Genomic DNA, 20,101 nt, shown 5'->3' with positions numbered 1-20,101 from the left:
GTTCGCCCTATTAAGACTCGCTTTCGCTACGGCTTCGCATTCGCTTAACCTTGCCAGATACCACAACTCGCAGGATCATTATGCAAAAGGCAGTCCATCACCCTGATAAATCATAGGGCTCTGAATGATTGTAAGCAGATGGTTTCAGGTTCTATTTCACTCCGCTCACTGCGGTTCTTTTCACCTTTCCCTCACGGTACTTGTTCGCTATCGCTCAAAGAGTAGTATTTAGGGTTGGAGAGTGGTCTCCCCGGCTTCAACCTGGATTCCTCGTGTCCTGGCCTACTCTGGATACTGCTACCTAAGAACGCCTTGTCGCATACAAGGCTATCACTTTCTATGGCTTACCTTTCCAGGTAACTCTGCTAAAGCGTTCTCTTGGATGTTGCAGTCCTCAACCCCGAATGCAAGCACTCGGTTTGCCCTTTTCCCCGTTCGCTCGCCACTACTTAGGGAATCTCGTTGATTTCTTTTCCTCTAGTTACTGAGATGTTTCACTTCACTAGGTTCGCTCTCTATTAAAGAGTAACTAATATCTCTATTAGTTGGGTTGCCCCATTCGGACATCTACGCATCAAAGCTCCTTGACAGCTCCGCATAGCTTATCGCAGTCTAGTACGTCCTTCATCGCCTCTCTTTGGCAAGGCATCCGCCATCTGCTCTTAAAAGCTTGTTTTAAATTTTAAAATATCCTTTAAAACCCGCCCTTTTATAATGAATAACGACAATTGCACGAATATTCTTCAGCGCTACCACTGCCTTAATGAATATAAGACAGAGTTATTGTAGTTTTACTTTACTTTTACATAGGCTATTAACAATGTTAAATCAAATAACTTCGTTTTCTTTAAAAACTTGCTATAATCGCTCTTGAATGTTAAACCCTTTAAGAAGACTAAAAATGCTTGATCCCTAATCTTTTTTGATCGCCAAGTTTAATCAGCTAGTGGGCTTTATATTAAAGCTTTTAGCTTTTAGAACTTGCTTGAGTGGTTTCAAATTAAAGAACTTTTAAAGCTTGTCTTTAAAAACGAAATGTAATTATAGACATGTAATGCTTAAAGTTTGCTTAAAGTTTTTGGAATGTGAAAGAAATTTTAGAGTTTGAAAGAAAATTGAGAGTCGGAAAGGAATTTTAGAGTTTGGAAGGAATTTTAGAGTTTGGAAGGAATGGATAAAAGTTATTGGAAATGATTGGGGAGTGATTGGAATTAAGGGGGTAGAGAATAAAGCTTTAAAATAAAACACATCATTAAATCAAACACATCGTTAAATTAAATCAAACATATCATTAATAAAAACAAATGCATCATAAAATAAAAACAAATGCATCACCATTTAAAATAAGATAAAAACGCATCATCATTTAAAATAAGATAAAACGCACCATTAACCATTGATTAAATACCACTAGATACAACACTCTAAGTCATCTTTTTTTCAAAAAAGGGGTAGAAATGGCATTCAATCATTCAACCATTCAATCATTCAACCATTCAATCATTCAATCATTCAATCACCCAAGCAATCAAGTAATCAAGTAACGCTACCATAACTTTTACCAAAACCGATTTAAAAATCTTTTACCTTTTATTATTCCCTCTATTATTAACCTTTTCATTAACCCACACCGCAATCTTTTTAAAGAATTTGATTCCATAAGCCCCATTTTTAAACCAGTGGGGCTTACAGAGTTAAATTCAAAGGAGAGACGATGGCTCAGTTAGAAGATTTGAAAGCGCATGAAAAATACAATTTGTTGTTGTGCATGGTTTCAGGCGCGTATAAAGGAACCATTCCAGGAAATGAGGATTTTAAAGAGTGGTGCGATGAATGCACTTTGACAGGTTTTCGTCCAAGAATGGGCAAAGCGGCTCAGCACAAGCATTTTGAACTCATGCGTAAAGCGGATTATATCATTGGCATTGTGAATGAGGATTCAACGACTAGAGGGACTGAAGTCCAACGGAGCGTTTTTGCCCTAAAGATTGACCATTACACTATTGGGATTGATGAAGAGGGAGCACTAAAGGTTGAGGGCGTTTGCACTCAAAAAGGGAGCCAAGAATACGAAGAATTAGTCAATAAAAACACTTGGCATTTCACGCACAGCACCCGACTTGGACAACCAAAATTGATTGAGCGAAAAAATTAAAGAATTATGGGTTTTTACCCATAAATTTATGAAAGGATTTTAATGGAATTGTTAAATTTAGACGGAGTGATTGAAAAAGGCGTGTTTGAAATCCCCAGCTATCAAAGGGGGTATGCATGGCAGGATAGGCAATTGAAGGATTTTTGGAACGATTTAGAGCATGTCTCTAAGCTGGGAGATAAATTCCATTACATGCATAGTTTAACCTTAAGAGAGACTGAAAATGAGCTTGAAAGCAGCGCGTTTGAAATCATAGACGGCCAGCAACGATTGGCTACAAGCCTGATTTTACTGGGTCTTTTAGCCAAGATTACCCAAAACAAAGACCCAAAGTATTCTTTAATCAACCTTGAACCCATTCTGTCCTATAAGTATTATGGTTTGAGTGAAGCTTTTAGGGCGATCACTGAAGAAGAAAAGGATCTGGAAGCGTTCAAAACTTCTTTTTACGCTAAAAATTTGATTGAAGCTTACGCATTCTTACTAGAATGTTAGTTTCTGTCTCTAAGTCTCATAGAGGGACTTGAAAACTGTGGCAAAGACATTAAAACCTAATTTAGATAAAGATGAGTTAAACACACTTTATAAGGCAAATCTTGCTTATGCTAAAAACACGCATGAGCATTTTTTCAAAACTAAAAAAGACTTAGACTACAAAATATTTAATCCTAGCATTATACATGAACAAAGCTTTATAAGTTTTGTGGGCGGACAAGGGGCTAAGCGATTACTAGATATGCTCTACAAACTCGCATTTAATGCTAAGTCCAATAAAATTGCTCTAGATAGACATTACGCCAAAACATTTTTACAAATTGTGGCAAGAACCTTAAGAAAGAATGTCAATATATTAGAAGAGCAGGGCTTAATTGAAGTCATTAAGAACAAACAAAGATACTTGTATGTGTATCTCAAGGACTACAGAGAATTAGAGGGCTACAACTCAGTAGGAGCGAATAAAAAGAGCAATATCCCATCGCCCTTTTTCTTACAGATTATGCGTTTCTTAGAAAAGTTTGCTAAAGCAATTAAGAAAGTAACAATCAACAAAAAAGAATGCATTATGCACATTCCTAGCCAAGAGCTTATGCAAAGAGCTAACAATGTGGTTTTAAAATTCACGCCTATTTCTAATCCTAACACCACTTACACTCTAACTTACAAAGACTTAACAAACAAAGATATTCCAAGCAATTTGTGTTTTTATCAAACAGCCATTGTGAAGAAAAATCTCTTAAAAGCCTTAAAAGACAGAGAGTGTGTGGGTGAACCCATTAACAACTCACCCAAAGTTTCAAATTACTTTCAAGAGAGCGCTTAAAAATGACACCAAGCGATATTTTGAATATTTGTTTTGATTTGAATGAAAAAACTTTACAAATTGATTTTTCGCAGACAGACACAGAAACGCAGAACAAAATTTTAGAAGAATTGTTTAGAAAAGAATTGTTACAAGAGAAGTTAAAAGGTCATGTTTTAAAAATACTTGAACCAACGAGCAATATTTTATTTCAAAGCCAACCATCTACAAAGAGAGAAAGACAATGATTGAACTAACCCTAGACAAAAAGTCCATACAAATTGATGAAACATTGCTGAATGTAAAAGAGTATTTAGAAAAGTTTTATTCAAACAAAAAACAAGAGACAATCGCAAAAACCTTAGAGAGCCAAACAGAGCTTACTTGCAGTTATTTATGGGATAAAGATTTTTCATTGCTAGAAAAGCATTTAGAAAATAGCTTAGGGCATTTTACTTTTGAGAGTGAGTTTGCCCTACTAAAAGACAAAGAGCCTTTGAATTTAGCTCAAATCAAACAAATCGGTGTTTTAAAGGTTATTACCTATGAAATGACACAAGCCTTAAAAAATCAAATCATTCATTTAACGCAAGTTGTCAATGAAGAAAATTTAGAGTTTGATGAAGAACTTGTTATTTATCACTTAGATTTTAAGCTCAATCAAAATACTTACAAAGTGTTAGCGAAATTTTGCGTGGTTAAAAAAGAAAGGAACATTGCATGGAAAAATTAAGGCATTTTAGAAAGCTTATCGCCTTTTTAGGTTTTTCACCTCTTTTACTACAAGCGGATATGACTACCTTTTTTAATTCCATTGAACAACAGCTCACTAGCCCTACGGCTAAAGGCATTTTAATGGTTATTTTTTTAGGACTTGCTATTTTTATATGGAAAAACTTGGATAGATGGAAAGAAATTTTAATGACCGTGCTTGCTATTGCAATTGGTGCTGCAATCTTTTTTAAAGCCCCAGCCTTAGCTAACTGGTTTATGACCAGTGTTGGTAACTAAGGCTTATCAATGCAATTAGTCGGTATTTCAGTTTCTAATCTCAAAGAAATCAGTTCCAAAGAAAAGTTTCTTTGGCTCAATGCTAAGAGCTTTTTGCTCTCAAGTTTTGTGCCATTTGTGATGACACCTTGGCTAGATATATTGAACTCTCTTATGTTGTATGCGTGCTTTTTATTGGTTTTTAGCATAGCGGAGTTTTTTGATGAAGATATAAGCGACATTTTAATCGCTCATTCCAAGATTAAAACCAAATCTAATTCATTTTATTTGCAAAACAAAAGAGCAAGAACTTTTAGGGATAAAAAAGCAACAATACCTAGCTCAAGCACAAACTTGTCTAATATCAAAAAATTTTCAGTGCTATGGAGATTTTTTATCTCAATCAAAACAAATTGATTTAAAAATATTCAAAGAAGCTCAAGCTAGAACCTTTAAACTTTTTTCATCTTTACAGAATAGAGGTGCAAGTTTCACACAAGAACTTTCCGTTAAAAATCCTATTTATGCGAAAGAAGGGTATTGCTCTAAACAAAATATTGATGGTAAGGATTATTGTTTTAGTAATACACTTGAAATTGAGCGATTGATAAACACTTTTGAGAAAGACAATGGCTCATATATAGAAAGGCTTAAAGGAGCAACAAATCAAGAAACTAAAGCAAAAATCTATGCAGACTTTAAACAAAAATTTGAAATGTTAAACACGCAAATTTTACTTAATATTGCCAATAACCTAAACTTTATGAATCAAACTCTGTCTCTTATGGCAAGTGCCTATTCAGACACTTATTATAAACAACAAAATATCATTATGCCATCATTTTTAAACCCTCCTGAAAGCGTTAAAAAAGAGTTTCTAGAAATAAATAAAAAGACAAGTCAAGCTTTTAGAGCAAATTTAAATAAATTTGGACTGCCCACTTCACAATTGCCTGATGTTGAAAAATCTTTTATGATGACACAAGGTGGGAATATAGCAACAGAAAAGTTTGAACAAATGAAAAACAATATTACACAAGGATGGGATGAATAATGCCTTATTTGGTTTGGGGTGGTATTTCTCTTGCTATTGGTATTATTTCTTATTTCATACCGGCTGATAATCTCAATGTGGCTACTGATGGGCTTTATAGTAGTATTATAGGCGTATTTCAAAATTTCACCAATGAATTTAAAGACAAATACAACAATATTGCAAAAACAATCGCACCTGCTATGGTTTCTATAGGAACAATACTTATTTTTGCATATTCTGTAAAAAAATACAAAAATAATGAATTTTTTGAAATCAAAACTTTCACGCAATTTGCTTTTTTTCTTGCTCTTCTATCTTTAATGCACTTTGCTTTGAATAGTCCTAAAAAGTTCCATTCATATGTAGAGTTTTTTGTAGAAGCTCCTGCAGTTATTCTCAATAACGCCATTGAAGAAACAACAAAAACTTTTTATAAAAAAGCTCAACAACAATCAAATCAATCCCAAAATAAAACAAATCAAAGTTTTATAAGTTTTAATGGGAATATACAAGGAATTATTAAAAATCAAACCAAGCAACTTTTTGCTTTTTATGAAAGCTTTAGAGAAAATAATGCAGGTTTTAGCAAACCATTTGTTTTCATTATGCAGTCTCTATCTTTTGTGGCTATTGTGTTTTTTCAAATCCTACTTATATTTAAAACAATTTATCTTATTTGTATTATTTTTATAGAAAAAACTTTTTATTTGCTATGCTTTATTTTTATGACGCCTTGTTTATTTTTTAAACAAACTCAAGGATTTTTCTTTTCTTACATAAAAAAAGTCTTTTCTCTAACTTTTTATGCTCCTCTTGTATTTTTATTTGCCATGCTAAACTCTATTGGGTTAGAATTATTTAACCCTACTCAAAATATCATAGAAACTATCGGCATTATTATCATTTCGGCGATTACTTCAGCTTTAATTAGCAATATTCCAAATATTATCAATACCATTTTTGGAACACAAGGTGGCTCGGTTGATCTAGCTAACTTCTTAAAAGCTGGATCGCAAAGTTTTTTAAGCTTTGCTAGTAATATAGGTAGTGCAGTAAGCGGTGGCGTTAAAGGCGCTTCTGTAGGAACTGGCAATTCTCTTGTAAAAATAGAAGGTGCAATAGGCAATGCTGTAAATAACATCAAAAACAGAGCCTCTCAGCCTGAAAACATAAGAACTTCGGTTGGTTTTGTTAATGTTGGTTCTAAAGCAACGAGATAAACTGCAAAAAACATCAAAAAACAACCCTTTAAAGAACTTTTGAATGAGGAATTAATCATCTTTCACTCACTCAACAAATTATCAAAAATGCTTGCTACTTGTTTATTATATTCTTGTGCGGTGTGAATGTAGATTTTTGTGGAGCTTAAGGACTGATGCCCTAATGCTCTTGAAGTCAAAACAATATCCCTACTCTCAGCATAGACTAAAGTGGCAAAACTATGCCTAAATAGGTGCAATCCTGCACCATATTGTTTAAAATTTTCAATACCACTCAACATAAAAATCTTCAACACAAAATTACTGATTGAACAATGCTTTTGAGTATAGTGAGACAGAGACTTCTTAAATATAAAACGCCCATTAAAACTACTCAATCGTTTGCTATCACTCAACCACTCATCTAAAGATTTTTCTAGCATTTCTCGTTTAATGAACGCTTTTCGCTCTTTATTGTTTTTGCCTTTTATAAGCAAGATATAATGCTCTTTTTCTAAAACAATATTTCTCAATTCTAAATTAAAAACCTCAGATTTTCTCAAACCGCCCAAAATAATTAAGAGCAAAATACACTTATTTCTCTTTTCATAACTGCTTCTAGTTCTATAGTTTATAAGAGTATATATAAAAGATTTTAAATCTTTTGAATTTAGATGTTTGGGCAAATTATCCTTGTGTTTAGCAAAGGCTATATTTTTAAGACTAAAATAAAAATCATAATGTTTAGTCCTATCCAAGTAATCAAAAAATTGCCTAATATACATCACATATTTCGCCATTGAATTAATCTTTCTTTGTTTAGCTAACTCAAATAAAAAGTTCACTAGCATTTCTTCATTGAGCAGTCTCAATCGCTTAACTTTCAAATGCTTGCAAAAATAGTCAAAGAATAAAAACACTACACGCATCATCAAAATATGCTTTGTGCCTTGATTATAAATTGTATGACATAATTTTTCCAAATCTTTAATATTTTCGCATTTTTCTAATTCTATAGACAAAAATTTCATTTTTGTAAAATCCCTTACTCCATTAAAAACAACCATACGCTTAAATTTAAAAATAATAAAATCCCTAATCCCTACAAACAACTCCCTTTGACTTCTAGCGAGCGCGTTATTGTCATTTGATTTTTTCATAAAAGTCCTCTTAATATTAAATTTTTAATAGAAATTAAAAGAATGTGATTTATAAAATCAATAATAAGGAGCCTATTTATAAAAAGAATAAAAGATATATATAATATAGTAAGTGCAATTATATAAATATCTCTCTCCCTTATTAATAATAAAATTGTAAAGAAAAATTTTTCCGATTTTACTTTATAAACAAAATTTCAAAATTTATGGTAGAATGCAGAAGTATTTTTTTAAAAGTTAGTATTAAAAAGATTAAGAAGCTTAGAACTATCTAAATAATTACATTCTTTTCAGTCGTAAGATCTTTAATGCTTTCTAAATATTCTTTTAGCATGCTAATAACCCTTTTTTAAAGCCTTTAAGCCATTTTCATGTGCATGTCAATAAAAGTGGCTTGATGGATTAAAGCCCCTACGCTAATGGCATCCACGCCGCTTTTGGCGTAAGCGTTGATGCTCTCTAGCGAAATATTCCCGCTCGCTTCTAGTAAGACAAAGGGATAATGTGCATCTCTATAAGCGGCAATTTCTTTAGTCTCTAAAACGCTCACATTATCGCACATCACAATATCCGCTCCCGCATTCATGGCGTTTTTGGCCTCTTCAAAGCTTTCGCATTCAATTTCAATTTTAGCCGTGAAAGGCAAGTTTTTTCTGGCATGCGTTAAAAAGCTTTTGAGATCTTTGACATGCTTTAAATGCGTGTCTTTAAGCATTAAAGCGTCATCTAGCCCTAAGCGGTGGTTGCTCGCTCCCCCATTAAGCACAGAATATTTTTCAAAAATCCTTAAAAGGGGTCTGGTTTTTCGTGTGTCCAACAAACGCACTTCATGGGAGTTTAGAGCTTTCACAAAACGACTCGTTAAAGTAGCGATCCCGCTGCTGTGTTGCAAAAGGTTTAAAAGGGTGCGCTCAACCTTTAAAAGCATGCTAAAATCCCCCCTAATCTCCATTAAAGTGTCTTTAGGCTTGAAGCGTTCTTTATCCTTAATCGTTTGAACGCATTCAATGCCAGTCATTTCCAACAACTCTAAAGCGTATTTTTCGCCTGAAAACACGCCCTCTTGTTTAGCCCTAACAAAGGCTGTGGCTTTAAAATCTTTTTCTAACACCCTTTCAAACAAATCCCCATGCCCTAAATCTTCTTTTAAAGCGCATTCTAAAAAGGTTTTAATCTCCATTAGGACAACTCCATCATTTTAGTTAAAGCGAGTTTGGCCAGACGCGCCACCTCATCTTTTAATTCAATCGTGTTAAAAGCCCTGTGGTTTTTATAAGCCTTTAAGACTTCAAACAAATCTTTTAAAGTCGTTTCATTCATGGTAGGACAAAGAGCGAGCGTGCTAGAAAGAATGAAAGTGTTTTGATGGTTGCGCTTGGCTTTCAAGCGGTTGACTAAATTGCTTTCAGTGCCTATGGCGACTTTTTGATGGGGGCTTAACTTTTCTACAAATTCTATGATTTGACTCGTTGATCCGCTAAAATCAGCGTTAGAAACCACGCTAGGCTCGCACTCTGGATGGACAGCGATTAAAATATCCGGGTATTTTTGGCGGTAAAATTCAATGTCTTCTAATTTGAAAAGCTGATGCACCGAACAAAAGCCGTTATAACAAACCACATCAGCGTTTTTAATTTCTTCTTTGCTATTTGCGCCTAAAATCGCGCTTTTTAAGCCATTTTCTAGGGCTAGATTTTCCCCCAAGCATTTATCCGGTAGGAAAAAGATTTTTTTATTTTGTTTTAAAGCGTGATTAAAGATTTTAGAAGCGTTCCTACTCGTGCAAACCACGCCACCATCTTTAGCGACTTTGGCTTTCACTTCAGCGTTAGAATTGATATAAGTGATAGGGTAAAATTCTTTAACGCCGTATTCTTTTAGTAAATGAACGCTTCTATCGTAGTAGTGGCTATCAATCATCCTCGCCATAGAACAGCATGAGAGTTTGGGCATGATCACTTGTTTGTTAAAGGCTAGGGCTTTCACGCTCTCGCCCATAAAATGCACCCCGCAAAACACGATGAGGTTTTTATCGCTTTGGCTTGCGATTTTAGCTAACTCCAGGCTATCGCCTGTATAATGGGCCAACTCTACAATCTCATCTTTTTGATAAAAATGAGCCACTAAAAGCGCGTCTAAATCGTTCAACAATTCCAAAATAGAAGTTTTTAAATCGTTATCAGTTGGCATGAAATTCCCCTATACTTTCCCCAAACTTCACGCTTTTTTCTCTCAAATCTTTAAAAGCGGTGTTTTGAATGAATAAAACGATAGTAGAGCCCATTTCAAAATTCCCTAAATTATCCCCCTTTTTAACCTTAATCGGTGGGTTATAAGAGTAGGTTTGCGTGAAACGGGCTTTAGCGTTAGTTTGGATATTCTTATCAAAATTAAAACGCATTTTACCCACATTTAACGCTCCCACCGCTACAAAATACAACCTATTGCCTTGAATGTCTTTTGCAACAAGCACTACCCGTTCATTGCCCACAAACAGATTGTTGTTTTTGTGTAATGAGGGCTTATTGACTGGTAGTAATTTCCCCGCAAAATAACGAGCCTCTAAAATTTCTAAATCGCAAGGGGCGTGGTAGTGGTGGTAATCTTTGGGCGAAAGGTAAAAATTCGCATAGAAAAAAGAGGGGCTTAAGGGGTTGATTTCGCCCACTAATTCATGCGCTTTATAAGGCATGCCTTTAATCTGTAAAGCGGTATCATTGTCTAAAAAAGCGCATTCAGTGATTAAAGCGTCGCAAGGCGCAATGCAAATATTAGGGGCTTTGTCAAAGGGGCGTTCTTTTTTTAAAGAGCGCGTGAAAAGAGCGTTCAAACTCCTATAATTTTCTAAAGGCTCAAACTCGCTCAAATCAATTTTAAAGATCTTAACATAAAGAGCGTTGATACCTTTTTGGATAAAAGAAGGGAATTTATAGCCAGCCACAGAGCCAAAAACCCTTGAAAGAGCGTTGCTTAAAGCTACCATTTTAATCCTGCCATGTTCAATATAAATTCCACCTCGCCCTTACTCACCTTAAATTCTTTAGAAATAGAATCCACGCTATAACCCTCTTGATACATTTTCAAAACCTGTTTTTCATTGATTTCATCGCTAGCGGCATAATGCCCCATGTCTTTGAATTTGTTTTCTAAAGTAATGATTTTTTCTTCTAAATAATCGCGTTCTTTGTCCATGGATTTTTGGATTTCTTGCAACTGGTTATAAAGGTGTGAAAGGGTTGTTTTTAATGAGCTATCTTCTTTAGCGCTTTTTTCTAAAGAAAGGCCTTCCAAACGCCCCTCTAATTCTTTCAAACGCTTAGAATAAATATAATTTTCTTGATAGGATTCGTCTAAGGTTTTTTCTAAACGCCTCATTTTATGGTAAAACTCTTTTTCTTTAAGATACAAATACCCCACCAAGCACACCAACACCAATAAAATCGCCCCCAAAACGACCATAAACAAATCATTAGAAGATAACAGATTGCTCCCGTTCATAATTTCAAGCCTTTTCTTTCGCTATCAACAATGAAAGAATCATAACGCTTAATGTCTAAGGCGTGCATGCGAGTGATTTCTAAAAAATCTTTATCCCTTGCCACGCCAAAAAAGGCTAGGATTTTCCCCTCTAACACGCAACGCCCATAGTAAGTTTGAGGCGCTATCAGGCTTTGTTTTTTTAAGCAAATAAGCCCATGCCCTAAAGCGATGATGCGGTTATTTTGCTCCAATTCAAGCAGGTTTTCTTTTAAAAGCAGGCTCTCTAATTTTTCTAATTTAAAATACAGCGCTTTGAGCAATTCCAGAGTGTCGTTTTCAACGTTCAAGCGTGAAAAATCAAAGCCAGAATTTAACCAATCAAATTCTTCTAACACCGCTAAAGAGCGTTTGGTTTTAGAAATAAATCTTTCATAGGAGAACGATAAATCGCATTGGACTAAGCGCGTTTCAAACCCTAAAGCTTGGGTTCTTAAAACCAACTCATGCATGCTTAAACCCCACATCAAGGACGATAAAAATAAAAAACACCACCCCCAAATAGCCATTACTCACAAAAAAGGCTTTAGGGATGTTTTTATAATCTCTAGCCACTAAGATCTGCTCATAGAGTAAGATCAAGGCTGAAACCCCTAAGCCTAAATACGCAAAAAGCCCCCCATGATAGCATTTCACAAAAAAAAGCCAGCAGATCAGCGCTGCAAGGTGTGAGAACCTTGAGAGATTCAAGCACCATTTTTCCCCTAATTGACTAGGAATGGAAAACAAGCCCCTTTCTTTATCAAACTCCATATCCTGTAAAGAATAAAGCAAATCAAACCCAGCCACCCATAACATCACCCCTAAAGCCAAAAAGACATTCCATAAAGGGATCGCTCCTAAAACCGCCACGCTTCCTGCAATGGGAGCCAAACCCAAAGCCAAACCCACGACAAAATGCGCCAAAGAAGAAAAGCGCTTGAAATACGAATACCCCCCCAAAATGATTAAAAAAGGTAACGAAAGCTTGAACGCTAAAGGGTTAATAAAATAGCTCACCCCCACGAATAAAAGAGCGTTTAAAACGCTAAAAATGACCATGCCTTTAACGCTGATCCTGCCATCCACGCTCGGGCGGTTTTTGGTCCTTGGGTTATCCTTATCAATATCCCTATCCACCAAGCGGTTAAACCCCATAGCGAAGTTTCTCGCCCCTAATAAGGCTAAAAAACAAAGGATTAGGGTTTCTAAGTCAAAAAAGAGCGTTTGATTTTTTTGATAGGAGCTTATGACCATAGCCATGAGTAAAAACATGCTAGAAAATATCGTATGCTCCAAAGCGACCAATTCGCCTAAAGCTTTGATTTGGTGCGTGATTTTTTTAAGCAATTATTTGATCCCTAATAAAATGACTTTTCTAACCTACAATTAAGCTAGGCATTATAATATATTGATAGCAACAATACAAGAAAAAGCCTGTGCTTAAAACGTTCATGCTTAAATAAACTTTAAAAGAACGCGCGCTTAGAATCGTTAAAAATAAATGCGTCCCTAAAAGCCATAAGGGTGAAGAAACCGAAATCGTGGGGATTGTTAAAGGCATGCTTAAAAAATGATCCAACAAAGACCCCAAACCCACCGCATGCAAGAACAAACTCAAAGGGAAAAACACGATAAAAATCAAGCCTAAAGGAATGCTAAAGAGCTGGTAGGGCGAAAACATAGGGAAAAAGGCATGCGCAATAATGAGCATGTTCAAAAACACCAGCACGCTTAAGCTTATGACTTGAAACGATCGCATTAAAAAAGAAGAATTTTTAAAAAAAATTTGAGTGTGTTTTAAAAACAAGAAGATATACCACACCCCACAAACAGAAAGCAAAAACCCCACACTAAAAAGCAATTTAGGGAGTAACGCTATGGCGATACAGCACGCTAAAATCAAAAGTTTAAAACTCAAAAGCCTTACCCCAAAAAAGCATGCCAAAAACCCTAATAAGCCCATTAAAAACGCCCTGAAAAAAGAGGGTAAAAAATCTAATAGCAATAAATACCCTAGCAAAAAAACCCACACCAAAACCCCTATATCATAAAAAGCGTTCCTATAAGGGAAATAGCGTTTTTGTAAGGGAGTATAAAAAAGAGAGAAAAGAAAATACACACTCATGCTTAAAATCCCTAAATGAAACCCGCTAATGGCTAGTAAGTGGTTGATCCCTAGCGCGTTGGCTTTATCTCTTAAATCCTTATTCAAGCTATCCCCTATGAATAACGCTCGATACAAATTACCCACTAAAGCGCTTGAATGAGCGCTGTCAATGAAATGGCGCAAATGCGATTTGAAATCTTGTTTTCGTGTTAAAGAAAAAGAATAAGTTTGAAAAAAGCATGATTTTAGAGACTCTAAGAACGAGCAAGGCTTGATCTTGCCAAAAAATTGCGCGTGGCGGTATTGGAGATTTTTTAAAGGCTCTTTAATGGTGGTGTAAAAGATCATGCCCTTTGATTGGAGCTTTAAGACAAAATAGGTTTTTTGATCTTTAGTTTTAGGGTATTGCAACAAGATTTGAGCGTTCAGGCTTGTAGGTTTTGAAAAATCAAGCTTTTGGTAATTCAAGTATTCTAAATAAAGGTTGATCGCCAACAAAAGGCTTAAAAACACCCCACACCATAAGTATTCTTTGGGGGTTGAAAGAAGTTCAAACGCCCCCTGAAAAGTTTTATCTTTCAAGTTGTAACTATATCATAATCCACTTTAGTTTCTTGTCCCTCTTCTAAATGAGAATCTATGGGCATGTCTTCATAGCGCGTGAAAGGAGCGTTAAAGCGCGTATAAACCGTTCCTGTAGCCCCATTCCTGTTTTTAGCCACGATGATTTCAGCCTCTTCAATACTGCCATTTTGCTTGTGGATACGCCTTTCTTCATTCACTTTTAGGTGCAACTCTTGCGCCTCTTCAATCTTGCCTTCTTTTTTGAGCTTGTCTATTTTGTTGTCTTCAGCCCTCATTTGATAGATATAGCCTCTATATAAAAATAAAACAATATCAGCGTCCTGTTCAATCCCCCCGCTGTCTTTAATATCCGAAAGAATGGGCCGTTTATCGTCTCGGTTTTCCAGGCTGCGGTTGAGTTGCACTAACGCTATGATAGGGATTTCTAATTCTCTGGCTAAAGTTTTAAGCTCCCTTGAAATTTCAGCGATTTGCTCATGGCGCTCTTTAGTGGCTTTACTCCCTGACATGAGTTGCAAATAGTCAATAAAAGCGATACCCAATTCCTTGTGTTGGGATTTAAGCTTTCGCAGTTGCAAGCGGATTTGCTCTATCCTCACATAGCTTTTATCGTAGAAAAAGAGTTTTTTTTGCGAAAGGTGATCGTAGCATTTGGCTAAATTTTCCCATTGATCATCATCAAGCCTCCCGCTCTCTAAATCATGCATGTTAATAGAAGTGAGATCCGATAACGCCCTTAAAGCGAGTTGCTCTGCGGACATTTCTAAACTAAAAACCGCTACCCCCCTATCGTCATTGAGCGCAGCTAAGACCATGTTCATCATCAAACTGGTTTTACCCATAGACGGCCTTGCCCCTATAATGACTAAACTCCCCTTATTAAAACCGCTCGTATAATTATCCAACTGGACAAATCCAGTCGGTATGCCAGTAACTTCCAAACTCCCCTTTCTTTGGTTTTCCGTAATAAGATCCATTGCGCTTTCAAGCACTTCTTTAATGCTCCTAAAGCCCTCTATGGTGCTGCCATTCAATAACGCATAGACTTCTCGCTCCACAGCACCTAAAATATCGCTGGATTTTTGCGCGCTTTCTAGGGCTTGCTCTCTGATGGTGTTAGCCAAGCCAAAAAGTTTTCGTTTAATGGAAGCGTTTTTAATCTCTTCCACATAGGCTTCAATATTATCTATGGGGCTTGCCGCAAAAATAGCGACTAGATCTTCTTCTTTGATTTGCTTGTCTTTAGGCATTTTTTGGCGGATAAAGTTCTCATCAATGGGGCAATCTTCTTCATGCAGTTTTAAAGCGATTTCAAAAAACAAGCCGTTAGGCGGGTAGTAAAAATCGCTAGGCTCTAAAACGCTATGGACCTCTTCAATCTTATGATTGGCCAACACAATGCCTGAAAGCACGATCCTTTCAATGTTTTGCAATTGCTGCAAATGCTTTAAATGATCCATTTTTATCCTTTTATAATCGTTTGATCTTTTCTATCAAATCTAGGGGCGTTAAAGCGTAATTGTTCTTAAATTCTAAACCCGCTAGGGCGTGCGCTAGGCTTGCGTTAATAGCGGCGTCTAAAGGCGTATAGTTTTGAGAAAGCAAGCTTACAATCAGTCCCGCTAACACATCGCCACTCCCAGCCTTAGCCAAAGCCACGCTCCCTAAAGTGTTGATAAAAGTTCGCCCTTGATGAGCGATTAGGGTATTAGCCCCTTTTAAAAGCAAAACCACCTTGGGGTATTTTTGAGAAAAATCCCTTGCGATTTCTAGCTTATTGTCTAATAATTCTAGCATGCTTATGTTGATCCCCACTGATTTTAACAACGATAAAAACTCTTTAGGGTGAGGGGTTAAGATCACTTCTTTTTCTAAGGCTTGCAACACCTCTTTATGATAAAAAACGCCCGCATCTAAAACGCATGGGGCTAATTCAAGCCACTTCTTAAAATCCTTTGGAATATTTTCTAACCCCATGCCAAGAGCGAACGCACTTAAGGGGTTAGGGAAATTTTCACAAAAAACCAATTCTAAAGGCTTGTTATTAGAAGTTATCTCGCATTCTAACGCTTGGATACTCACCACTCCAGATCCAAAACTTAACGCACTTATTGCGCTCAATAACCCCGCCCCACTATGCTTGCCTAAAAGAACATGCGCATGCCCGTAATCGCCTTTATGAGTGTTTTTTTTATCCCTTAAGGGCAGTTTGAGATCGCTTTTTTCCAGTAAAAAAGTGTCTGTTGGGATCTCATAGGTTTGATTAAAAACCCCCAAATGCCCCACTTTCAATTCCCCCACATAGTCTTTAGCCCTATCGCTTAATAAGCATGACTTGATAGCGCCCATGCTGATAGTCAAATCCGCTTTAAACGCTCCCTTATCCACCCTGCCTTTAGAATCGATCCCGCTAGGAATGTCGCAAGCGATTTTAAAGCGCGCTTTTTGAGAAAGGCTTTCAAAGTTTAAAAACGGCTCTAATCCGCCTTTAAAAGCACTCCCTACCACGCAATCTATTAACACATCGCATTCTAAATTTTGATTAAGGGCGTTTTCTTCGTATGTTTTGATGGTTACCCCTGCTTTTTTAGCCCTTTCTTTTTGCAATTGGCACATGGGGCTTTTGGCTAATTTCATTTCAAAGACCAGCACTCTAAAACGCCCTATTAAACGCCTGGCTAGAGCATAGCCATCGCCTCCGTTATCCCCGCTCCCACAAAGGATAATGACTTTAGCACCCAAAGAAGCGTTTTGTAAAACCGCCCTTTCTAAAGCCATAGCGGCGTTTTCCATTAAAATGTCTTCGCTTAAAAACAATTCTTCAAGCGCCCTTTTGTCTAGGGCATTCACTTTTTCATACACTGAAAGCATCTTTATCCTTGAAAATGAATACAAAACGAATTTTCATAAAACGTTCCTTTTAAAGAGGGTTCGCTATGAATTTCTAAACGCATTTTATACTTTTCACACACTTTTTTCACTAAATCTAACCCTATACCATAACCCAACACGCTAGAATTGAAACGCGCGTAACGAACGCTTAATTCTTTAATCTTGTCTTTAGGGATTTCATACCCTAAATTTTTCACTTTCAAAAACTCGCATGTTAGCTCTATGTGGATATACCCATGCATGACGCTGTATTTGATCGCATTCATGAGCAAATTGCTATAAAGCGAAAGGAAATCCTGCTCTTTAGCCTTAAACGCCACCTCTACTAGATCGCTTTTAAATTCCAGCTTGTGGTAGTCTATCATCTCGCTAAAAAGCGTATTTTCTTTAATAATCAGGGCTTTTAAGTCTAAAAGCACAAAAGACTCGCGCTCAATGTCTTGCATCACCAAATAAGAGAGCGAGCGGTATAAAAAACTCATGCGCTGGATAGCGATTTTAATGCGGCGGTGTTGTTGGTTGTCTTCTAAGGTTTTTAAAGACAAGACTAAAGCGCTCATGGGGGTGTTTAATTCATGCGTGGTGTTTTTTAAAAAATGATCGATGCGCGTGATTTCATTCCTAATGGGCTTTAAAAACAAACGCCCCAAAAACACAGAAACCCCTATCACGCATAAAAACGCTATGACAAACACTAAAACAATGTTACGATACAAAGAAGAAAAATGAAGGGGTTTAGAATTTTTAAAAAGCATTTTAGCCACGCCTAAATGGGCGAAAGTTTCATCGCTAAACAGGTAATACTCCCCCTTAAAATTAAAAAAGCCCGCTTCTTTATGGGTTTTGATCAAATCCGCGCTTTCAGGGATATTGGAGTATAAAACACGCTTTTTACTATCAAAAAGCGCTATGGAAGCGTCTTTATAGCGTGAGATTAGAGCGTTTAAAGCGTTGTGGTAATCCCCATGCGTTTGCATGTGCAAGGCAACCACTTCACTAGCGATCTTAGAAGCCATTTTATCCATGTCCATGCGTATCATTTTGATTTTTTCGTTTTTTTCATAGTTAAACGCTAAAACGCTAATCACTAGCATTAACACAAACGAAGAGCCTAAATAAGTCCCTAAAAAGAGCTTGAGGGATTTTTTTTCATAGTGGGTTAAAGCGATAGCCCACCCCCTTATGCGTTTCTATGCAATTTTTACCCAAAAGCTTGCGCAACACCTTAATGTAAGTGCGCAAGGTGGAATCATCAATAGCCTGCTCCCATAAGTTATTTTCTAACGCTTGAGAGCTAATGATTTGCCCTTTATGCTCTAAAAAGTATTCTAAAAGTTGGGCGGTTTTGGGCGGCAAGATCTCTTTTTTGCCCCTAACACTCAAGCAATTTTGGTGGTAAAAAATGTTAGGCATGATTTCTATGGGATCGTCATTGAAAAACCTTTTAATGCGCACTTCCAATTCGTCCAAATCAAAAGGCTTTTTCAAATAATCGCTCGCACCTAAATTAAAGGCGTTTTTTAAGGTAGCGTTATCCTGTAAGGCGGTGATAAAAATCACAGGCGTAGAGATTAAAAAATCGTTTTTGATGCGCTTGAACAATTCCAAACTATTCATTTCAGGCACTTGCACGTCTAAAAGCAAGAGGTTAAAACGCTCAACAGAGAGCCTTTCATAAGCCTCTTTCCCGTTAAAAGCGCAAAATACTTCATAGCCCAAATGCTCTAAAAATTCCTTGATACTCTCGCTCAAAAGGTAATCGTCTTCTAGTAAAAAAATCTTTTTTTGCATGGGGGTATTGTAGCGCTAATTCTATAGCCTTTATACCAAAAGCGGTTATGAAAAACGCTCCCTTAAAAAAGACACCGCTTTATTTTATCAGCCGTTTTTAGAATGCAATAAATCTTTATTGTATTCCAGCATGACATTTTGTAAATCAAGTTTATATAACACATTTTCAATGTAAGTAAAATAAAGGCTTTCTTGTTCTTCTTTTAAGCCTTTAGATAAAATCACATCGCAATTTTCAAAATACAAACAAATATGTTTATTTTGCGTTTGAGATATCTTCGCATGGTTAAAAGCGTCAATATAGATTAAATTTTCCCATTTATCCAAAAGATCAAACTCTTCTATAGAGCGAGCCAAACATAAAGGCACAATATGGTGCAACTCAAAACCCTTTTCTTTTTTAACGCCATGTTTTTCAAAATAAAGGGCTTTTTCTTTAATGGAGCGTTTGAGCTTTTTATCGTTTTGTTTGTTTTCTTCATTGAGCGTTTTTAAAATAAGCCTCTCTTTATTGGTTTCAAAAAACACGCTTTGTTCTAGCAAGCTAAAAATTTGTTGGGCTTGATTTTTCCAATTATGATAGTCTCTCTTGTCTAACTTGTTCCCGTTAAAATGGTTAGGGTTGCAATAGTCTTGCACTAACTCTTTTAATTTTTCTTTTTGGATACGGCTTAAACTCCTATACTCTCTAACATATTCTATAATTTCACTTCTAGTAAAATTTTCAATATTTAAAAACGTAACAAAAAACATCACTTCTTCAATGTCTAAATAATGATTGTCAAGCTCTATCATCACCTCTCTGCATTCTGCCCCAAAACCCTGTAAAAGATTTTCTAAAGCTTGCGTGTAACAAAAATTTTTTCTTAACAAATCCTGCGCGTTTAAAAATTCTATAGCTAAGGGAGTTAAACTGATATATTTAATATTGCTTTGGATGTAGGGGTTTGTAGGTTCCTTATTTTTATTGTAGCGTTCAATCAACCCCATTCTGTGCATATCTACAAAAAGATTTTTTCTCAAGCTATCTTGAGTTACCTGATTCTTTTTTCTTAAATTATCTTGAGGCATTTCAGAGATATTATCAACCACTTTTGCATAAACCTCTTCGCCTATGATATTGCTAGGGCGTTTGCTCATATCGGTGGTGCGGATTTGTAAAAAATCCTCTCCCACTTCATTAAAAATAGCTTGAATAATGGTTTTAATTTTATTTTGATCGTAACGATTGTGTTGGGACAAGTGTAAGCCCCTATAATCAGAGCTTTTTATGCGATTAGCTAAGAATTTCAAACACTCTTTACTAGGATCAAGCTGTGTGATTTCTAGCAAAATTTTTTCTAATTTTGGCATGTTAAATATCCTTT

General features: G+C 36.1%; 19 protein-coding genes, 1 rRNA gene and 3 pseudogenes. 9 read left to right on the top strand and 14 right to left on the bottom strand.

What is annotated here, in order from left to right; all coding sequences use genetic code 11:
* Positions 1-676 (bottom strand): 23S ribosomal RNA (locus tag AYS37_RS07910); the annotation flags it as partial.
* 1,038 nt (positions 677-1,714) lie between these two features.
* Here AYS37_RS07910 and AYS37_RS07905 point away from each other — a divergent pair.
* The 9 genes and pseudogenes from AYS37_RS07905 to AYS37_RS07865 all read left to right on the top strand — a co-directional run bounded on the left by AYS37_RS07905 (position 1,715) and on the right by AYS37_RS07865 (position 6,701).
* On the top strand, positions 1,715-2,155 hold the full coding sequence (locus AYS37_RS07905) for a hypothetical protein (RefSeq protein WP_000057817.1): 441 nt from the start codon (positions 1,715-1,717) through the stop codon (positions 2,153-2,155).
* 42 nt (positions 2,156-2,197) lie between these two features.
* Positions 2,198-2,644 (top strand): annotated as a pseudogene (locus AYS37_RS07900) (DUF262 domain-containing protein); the annotation flags it as partial.
* A 43-nt stretch (positions 2,645-2,687) separates the two neighbouring features.
* Positions 2,688-3,476, top strand: a complete 789-nt coding sequence (locus AYS37_RS07895) for a hypothetical protein (protein WP_001874824.1) — start codon at positions 2,688-2,690, stop codon at positions 3,474-3,476.
* A gap of 2 nt (positions 3,477-3,478) precedes the next feature.
* Positions 3,479-3,703: a hypothetical protein gene (locus tag AYS37_RS07890; RefSeq protein ID WP_000188958.1), complete on the top strand. Its 225-nt coding sequence runs from the start codon at positions 3,479-3,481 to the stop codon at positions 3,701-3,703.
* Positions 3,700-4,188, top strand: a complete 489-nt coding sequence (locus AYS37_RS07885; RefSeq protein WP_000571650.1) for a hypothetical protein — start codon at positions 3,700-3,702, stop codon at positions 4,186-4,188. The genes AYS37_RS07890 and AYS37_RS07885 overlap by 4 nt, the downstream gene beginning before the upstream one ends.
* A complete protein-coding gene (locus AYS37_RS07880; RefSeq protein ID WP_000413638.1) occupies positions 4,176-4,466 on the top strand; it encodes a TrbC/VirB2 family protein in 291 nt (96 codons plus the stop codon). The genes AYS37_RS07885 and AYS37_RS07880 overlap by 13 nt, the downstream gene beginning before the upstream one ends.
* Before the next feature lie 9 nt (positions 4,467-4,475).
* Positions 4,476-4,733: pseudogene (locus AYS37_RS07875) on the top strand (competence protein ComB); the annotation flags it as partial.
* Positions 4,720-5,499: pseudogene (locus tag AYS37_RS07870) on the top strand (hypothetical protein); the annotation flags it as partial. The pseudogenes AYS37_RS07875 and AYS37_RS07870, both read left to right, overlap by 14 nt.
* Positions 5,499-6,701: a hypothetical protein gene (locus AYS37_RS07865; protein WP_001146613.1), complete on the top strand. Its 1,203-nt coding sequence runs from the start codon at positions 5,499-5,501 to the stop codon at positions 6,699-6,701. The pseudogene AYS37_RS07870 and the gene AYS37_RS07865, both read left to right, overlap by 1 nt.
* 62 nt (positions 6,702-6,763) lie before the next feature.
* On the opposite strand, the gene AYS37_RS07860 is transcribed toward AYS37_RS07865, so the two are convergent.
* From AYS37_RS07860 to AYS37_RS07800, 13 genes are all read right to left on the bottom strand, one after another.
* On the bottom strand, positions 6,764-7,840 hold the full coding sequence (locus AYS37_RS07860) for a tyrosine-type recombinase/integrase (RefSeq protein ID WP_000749454.1): 1,077 nt from the start codon (positions 7,838-7,840) through the stop codon (positions 6,764-6,766).
* 358 nt (positions 7,841-8,198) lie between these two features.
* Complete coding sequence (nadC, locus tag AYS37_RS07855; RefSeq protein ID WP_000404042.1) at positions 8,199-9,020, bottom strand: carboxylating nicotinate-nucleotide diphosphorylase; 822 nt, start codon at positions 9,018-9,020, stop codon at positions 8,199-8,201.
* Positions 9,020-10,030, bottom strand: coding sequence for a quinolinate synthase NadA (nadA, locus tag AYS37_RS07850; RefSeq protein ID WP_001141805.1), 1,011 nt, complete (start codon positions 10,028-10,030; stop codon positions 9,020-9,022). The genes nadC and nadA overlap by 1 nt, the downstream gene beginning before the upstream one ends.
* Positions 10,020-10,823 (bottom strand): phosphatidylserine decarboxylase, encoded by an 804-nt coding sequence (locus tag AYS37_RS07845; protein ID WP_000226224.1) that lies wholly within the window; start codon positions 10,821-10,823, stop codon positions 10,020-10,022. Before AYS37_RS07845 ends, nadA begins: the two co-directional genes overlap by 11 nt.
* Positions 10,817-11,323, bottom strand: a complete 507-nt coding sequence (locus tag AYS37_RS07840; RefSeq protein ID WP_000953090.1) for a DUF6115 domain-containing protein — start codon at positions 11,321-11,323, stop codon at positions 10,817-10,819. Before AYS37_RS07840 ends, AYS37_RS07845 begins: the two co-directional genes overlap by 7 nt.
* Before the next feature lie 11 nt (positions 11,324-11,334).
* Entirely contained in the window at positions 11,335-11,829 is a 495-nt protein-coding gene (locus AYS37_RS07835) for a hypothetical protein (RefSeq protein ID WP_001874823.1), read from the bottom strand.
* Positions 11,822-12,664, bottom strand: a complete 843-nt coding sequence (gene mqnP / locus AYS37_RS07830; protein WP_241209040.1) for a menaquinone biosynthesis prenyltransferase MqnP — start codon at positions 12,662-12,664, stop codon at positions 11,822-11,824. Before mqnP ends, AYS37_RS07835 begins: the two co-directional genes overlap by 8 nt.
* Positions 12,665-12,734: 70 nt before the next feature.
* A complete protein-coding gene (locus tag AYS37_RS07825; protein WP_000653584.1) occupies positions 12,735-14,048 on the bottom strand; it encodes a ComEC/Rec2 family competence protein in 1,314 nt (437 codons plus the stop codon).
* Positions 14,045-15,511 (bottom strand): replicative DNA helicase, encoded by a 1,467-nt coding sequence (locus AYS37_RS07820; protein ID WP_000349734.1) that lies wholly within the window; start codon positions 15,509-15,511, stop codon positions 14,045-14,047. The genes AYS37_RS07825 and AYS37_RS07820 overlap by 4 nt, the downstream gene beginning before the upstream one ends.
* A gap of 10 nt (positions 15,512-15,521) precedes the next feature.
* Positions 15,522-16,922, bottom strand: a complete 1,401-nt coding sequence (locus AYS37_RS07815; protein ID WP_000954048.1) for a bifunctional ADP-dependent NAD(P)H-hydrate dehydratase/NAD(P)H-hydrate epimerase — start codon at positions 16,920-16,922, stop codon at positions 15,522-15,524.
* 2 nt (positions 16,923-16,924) lie between these two features.
* Entirely contained in the window at positions 16,925-18,127 is a 1,203-nt protein-coding gene (gene crdS, locus AYS37_RS07810) for a copper-sensing histidine kinase CrdS (RefSeq protein ID WP_080023706.1), read from the bottom strand.
* Positions 18,093-18,734, bottom strand: coding sequence for a copper response regulator transcription factor CrdR (gene crdR / locus AYS37_RS07805; RefSeq protein ID WP_001169758.1), 642 nt, complete (start codon positions 18,732-18,734; stop codon positions 18,093-18,095). Before crdR ends, crdS begins: the two co-directional genes overlap by 35 nt.
* Positions 18,735-18,821: 87 nt before the next feature.
* Positions 18,822-20,087 carry a hypothetical protein gene (locus tag AYS37_RS07800; RefSeq protein ID WP_001125161.1) on the bottom strand — a complete coding sequence of 422 codons (1,266 nt, stop codon included), beginning with the start codon at positions 20,085-20,087 and terminating at the stop codon, positions 18,822-18,824.
* Positions 20,088-20,101 lie beyond the last annotated feature (14 nt).

The sequence above is a fragment of the Helicobacter pylori NQ4053 genome (assembly GCF_000274605.1).
GTDB lineage: Bacteria > Campylobacterota > Campylobacteria > Campylobacterales > Helicobacteraceae > Helicobacter > Helicobacter pylori_CV.
Note: the sequence above shows the minus strand (reverse complement) of the source record. Positions and strands in the feature narration are given on the sequence as shown.